The sequence below is a fragment of the Kitasatospora sp. NPDC007106 genome (assembly GCF_040634455.1).
GTDB classification, from domain to species: domain Bacteria; phylum Actinomycetota; class Actinomycetes; order Streptomycetales; family Streptomycetaceae; genus Kitasatospora; species Kitasatospora arboriphila.
On sequence record NZ_JBEYFP010000476.1, the window covers coordinates 1 to 4,598 of the forward strand.

Genomic DNA, 4,598 nt, shown 5'->3' on the forward strand with positions numbered 1-4,598 from the left:
GTTCGCAGCGCCGACGGCACTGCGGGACCGCGGCACCGGCCGCCCGACCAAGCGCGACCGCCGGGAGATCGAGCGCCTGCGCGGCTCCTGACGCCCAGCCGTTGACGTGCACCCGGCACCTGTCGCAGGCTTCGGATCACATCGCCGAATGTGAGCGGGCGTCAGGAGCGTGGCCGGCGCCCGGGAGGGAGGGGCGCGCCGTGAGGCTGACGCTGTTCGGATACTGGTGCTCCCCCGAGAGCCCGGACCTGCCCGACCCCGCGGCCCTGGTGGACCCGGAGTGGGAGATGTGGGAACGCTCCGAGGTCGCCGACTACCTGGAACACGGCCACGTCGCCCGCCAGTTCCTCGGCGTCTCGAGATGCCGCATCTGCGGCGAGGTCAACGGCTCGGCCGAGTTCACCGACGGCGAGTACCTCTGGCCCTCCGGCCTCGCGCACTACGTGCGGGAGCACGCCGTCCGGCTGCCCGAACGGATCACCGCCCACATCCTGCGCCGCACCGCGGAGTGGGAGGAGGTCGAGGTCGACGCCTCCTGGTGGCACGAACGGGCCTACGCCCCGGCCCCGCACGGCGGACCGCTGACCACGGCCGGGCCCCGGAGTTGATGCCGAAGCGCCCGGAAGGTCGGCTCGGGAGCGGGTGGGGGACCTCCCGCACCCGCACCCGGGCCCCGTGAAGACCGACCCCGAGGGGTGCGGGCCGCTGGGCGGCGCGAGCGTTCAGGGCTGCTCACGCCGTGTCCCAGCGGGTCCGCGGCCGTGCCGGTGCGTGGGCGCGGCCGATCGTGGGTCCGGCCTCGGCCGGGGCGGGGCCGCGGGTTCAGTCGCGGGCCGCGGGCGCCGGGGCGAGGCCGGTGCAGGTGCGCAGCCGGTCGCGGCGATGCTGGGCGGCGGTCGCGGCGGCACCGGACTGCGGCACCGGGACGCCGCGCTTGTCGATGTGCGCGGGGGTGAACCGCTCGCCGACGGTGCGGCCGTCCCCGCTCAGGGTCAGCGTGGTGACACCGGTCTCGTCGGAGTCGGTGTAGTTCGAGGTGCCGTACCAGAGGAAGTTGCCGAAGCCGTACGCCACGTAGGTGTCGCCGAGCATGCCGGAGCCCAGCATGGTGTGCGCGTGGGTGCCGACCACCGCGGTGGCGCCCGCCGCGGAGAGCTTGCGGGCGAGGTCGGTCTGGGCGCCGGTCGGACAGGTGTGGCCCTCCTCGCCCCAGTGCAGGTAGACCAGCACGACCGGGGCCTGGCGCCTGGCCTCGGTGACGGCCCGCAGGAGCGCGGCCGGGTCGAGGGCGGAGGCGATCCCGGGCTTGGACGAACCGGCCCGCCACTTCTGGTTGGTGAGGTCCTGGACCTGGCTGGCGGCGAGCACCGCGACCTTCACGCCCTTGACCGTCGTCACGTACGGGGCGTACGCCTCCTCGGCGTTGCGGCCGAAGCCGACGACCGGGATCGGCGAGGAGGCCTTGGCGGCGAGCGTGTCGGCGAGGCCGGCGGCGCCGAAGTCCACGGCGTGGTTGTTGGCCAGCGAGACCACGTCCACGCCCGCGTCGCGGAGCGTCTGCAGCGCCTTGGGACTGGTGCGGAAGGTGTAGGTCTTCGGCTCGGGCGCGCCGCGGCCGGTGATCGCCGTCTCCAGGTTGAGCACCGCGAGGTCGGCGGCGGCGAGCGTGCGGGAGATCGGGCCGAGTGCGGTGTCGGGGCCGCCGGCGAGGCGGGACGCCGTCCGGCCCTCGAAGTGGACGTCGCCGGCGAAGGCGACGGTGATGGTGCCGCCGGCCGCGGCGGAGCCGGAGGGGGCGGCCGGGGCGGACGGGGCGCCGGACGCGGCGGGGTCGGCGGAGCCCGAACCTGCGGGCGCGGCGGCGGTGGTGGCGGCAGTGGCACGGTCGGCGGCCGGACCGGGGTGGCTGCCGCAGGACGTCAGGCAGGCCAGGCCCAGCACGAGCGCAGCAGCAGGCGCGGCACGGCGCACGACAATCCCCCCGGTCATCGAACTGTACGCGCCAACTCTACGACACGATCCGCACATCCATCCGCACGATCCCCATAACTCGCGCACATATGTGGAGGACTTGATTCCGCATGAGCCTGACAGCAGATCAGGAGGACCGGCGGACGACCAGCTCCGGCTCGAAGATCACCGAGGTGGCGCCGCGGCCGGGGCGGGCCAGCACGTCCAGCAGGATGCGGGCCATCTCGGCCGCCATCTCCTCCACCGGCTGCCGGACGGTGGTGAGCGGCGGCCGGCCGGCGGTGGCCGCGCTGCTGTCGTCGAAGCCGACCACCGCGACGTCCTCCGGCACCCGCAGGCCGTGGTCGCGCAGCACCGCGACGGCCCCCTGCGCCATCAGGTCGTTGGCGGCGAACACCCCGTCGAGGTCCGGGTGTTCGACGAGCAGCCGGGTCATCGCCCGCTCACCGCCGGCCTGGGTGAAGTCCGCCTCGGCGTGCGGCAGGTACGGCATGCCGTGGCGGGCCATCGCCTCGTGGAAGCCCTCCAGCCGGTCGCGGGCGGCGCGCACCGCGGGCGGCCCGGCGATGGTCACCACCCGCCGGCGGCCGCGGGCGTACAGGTGGTCGGCGGCGAGCCGGGCGCCGTCCCGGTTGGCCAGGTCGACGCAGCTGACCGGCAGCGGGGCGGCCGGGCGGCCGAAGAGCACGGTGGGCACGCCGGCGGCCAGCAGCAGGCCGGGCATCGGGTCGTCGGCGTGCGTGGAGACCACCATGGCGCCGTCGGCGTTGCCCTGCTTGAGGTAGGAGAGCGCCTGCTCGCGGGCCTCCGGGGCGTCCGCGAGCATCAGCACCGGGTGGACGCCGTGCGGGCGCAGACCGGTGAAGACGCCGCTGACCACCCGGCCGAAGAAGGGGTCGGTGAAGACCTGCGTCCGGCCGGCCTCCTCGTCCCGCCCGTCGGTGCCGCTGCCGGAGACGACCAGGGCGAGGGCGCCGGCACGGCGGGTGACCAGCGAGCGGGCGGCGCCGTTGGGCACGTACCCGGTGGAGGCGACGGCCCGGCGGACGCTCTCCTGGATGGCCGGGTCGACGTTGCGGATACCGTTGATCACGCGGGAGACGGTCGCGCGGGAGACGCCGGCGACCCGGGCCACGTCCTCCAGGGTCGCGGAGCGCTGGGCGGCCGGGCGGAGGGCTTCGCTCATGAGCCTTTTATAGCATGTGGGAGAGCGCTCTATCCGACTGTTCCCGGGCCTTCACCAGCGCTGTTGCCCGCCCCGGACCGGGCTCGCCGCACGCCGTGCGCCCCCGTCCTCCCCGGGGGAGCGGGGAGGACGGGGGCGACGGTCGGCCGACGGGCGTCAGGGCAGCAGGTACTGCTCGTTCAGCGCCGCACCGCGCCCGGGCTGGGTCTCGTCGTAGCCGCGTGCGTTGCACTGGAGGCCACCGATGATGCAGTGGTTCACCAGCGCCGCCAGGGTGGGCGCGTCCCACGCGTTGAAGAAGTCGTAGTGGAAGGAGTACCCCCGGCCGCTCGCCAGCCGCAGCTGCGAGAGGTCGCCGGAGGGCACCGGCCACGCCATCTTGAACTCGATCATCGGGAGCGCCACCGGGTGGGTGGAGGGGCAGACACCGTTGACCGGGTAGGCCATGTGGCTCTTGTGGTCGGGGGTGTCCAGGTACAGGCCGTTCCAGCAACTGGGGGCCTGGTAGCGCAGGTTGACCGCGCCGCCGCCGGGGCAGGAGGTCGGCAGGTCGGTGTTGTGGTAGCTGTTGCCGCACTCCCAGCCGGCCACGTAGCCCGGGTTGGTGGCGAACTCCGTCTGGGTCGCGGACGGGCTGCCCACGACGAACCGCAGACCCGGCGGGAACGGCCGCACCGAGGTGTAGTCGGTCACCCCCGTCTTGTAGTAGATGGTCTGCAGGCCGACCGGGTTGACCTCCGTGGCGCCGTTGTACATGGTCGGCATCCAGTAGGCGGACTTGTCACCGGGGGCGAGGCAGGTGGTGCCGCCCGCCGCCAGCGAGGCCGGGGTGGAGGTCGCCGTGGTGGTGGTGTTGCCCATGAAGGTGTGCATGTGCGAGGCGCCGGCCAGCCCGGGGAAGACGATCGGGTCGTCCGGCAGGTTGTGCGTCGGCGAGCAGTTCGCCTGGAACTCGTGGAAGTAGGTGTGCGGCGGGTTGGCCGTGGACGGCGTCACCCCGGTCACCTGCGGGTTCGCGAGGACGTAGCCGGTCTGCGGGGTGGTGACGGTGCCGTACACCTTGAACTCGTACAGCGAGTAGCCGTACTGGGTGGCCCGCTGGGTGGCGTTGAGCCGGACGTACCGGCCGGTGCCGTTGACGTTCAGCGACTGCACGCCGCCGGCCGAGGTGGTGGTCGAGTAGATCGTCGACCAGGTGGCGGCGTCGGACGAGGTCTGCAGCTGGTAGGCGGTGGCGTACGCCGCCTCCCAGCTGAGTTCGACCTTGCTGACCGTCGCCGGACCGCCGAGGTCGATCTGGATCCACTGCGGGTCGCTCCAGTTCGAGGCCCACCGGCTGGTCGGGTACCGCCCGCCGGAACGACCGGGCGGACGCACCTGCATCCGCCTCAGACCAGCCGGCGGGCCGTCGCCCAGCGGGTCAGCTCGTGCCGGTTGCTGA

Annotated in this window: 4 protein-coding genes; 1 reads left to right on the plus strand and 3 read right to left on the minus strand. The window is 73.8% G+C overall.

Annotated elements, in window-relative coordinates:
• Nucleotides 1-200 precede the first annotated feature (200 nt).
• On the plus strand, nucleotides 201-608 hold the full coding sequence (locus ABZ641_RS26395) for a hypothetical protein (RefSeq protein WP_359985533.1): 408 nt from the start codon (nucleotides 201-203) through the stop codon (nucleotides 606-608).
• 214 nt (nucleotides 609-822) lie between these two features.
• Here ABZ641_RS26395 and ABZ641_RS26400 read toward each other — a convergent pair whose 3' ends face one another.
• The 3 genes from ABZ641_RS26400 to ABZ641_RS26410 form a co-directional block, all read right to left on the minus strand.
• Complete coding sequence (locus ABZ641_RS26400; RefSeq protein WP_359985536.1) at nucleotides 823-1,971, minus strand: CapA family protein; 1,149 nt, start codon at nucleotides 1,969-1,971, stop codon at nucleotides 823-825.
• 127 nt (nucleotides 1,972-2,098) lie between these two features.
• Entirely contained in the window at nucleotides 2,099-3,157 is a 1,059-nt protein-coding gene (locus ABZ641_RS26405; RefSeq protein ID WP_359985538.1) for a LacI family DNA-binding transcriptional regulator, read from the minus strand.
• A 156-nt stretch (nucleotides 3,158-3,313) separates the two neighbouring features.
• The coding region (locus tag ABZ641_RS26410; protein ID WP_359985541.1) for a DUF1996 domain-containing protein at nucleotides 3,314-4,598 on the minus strand (1,285 nt) is incomplete at its 5' end.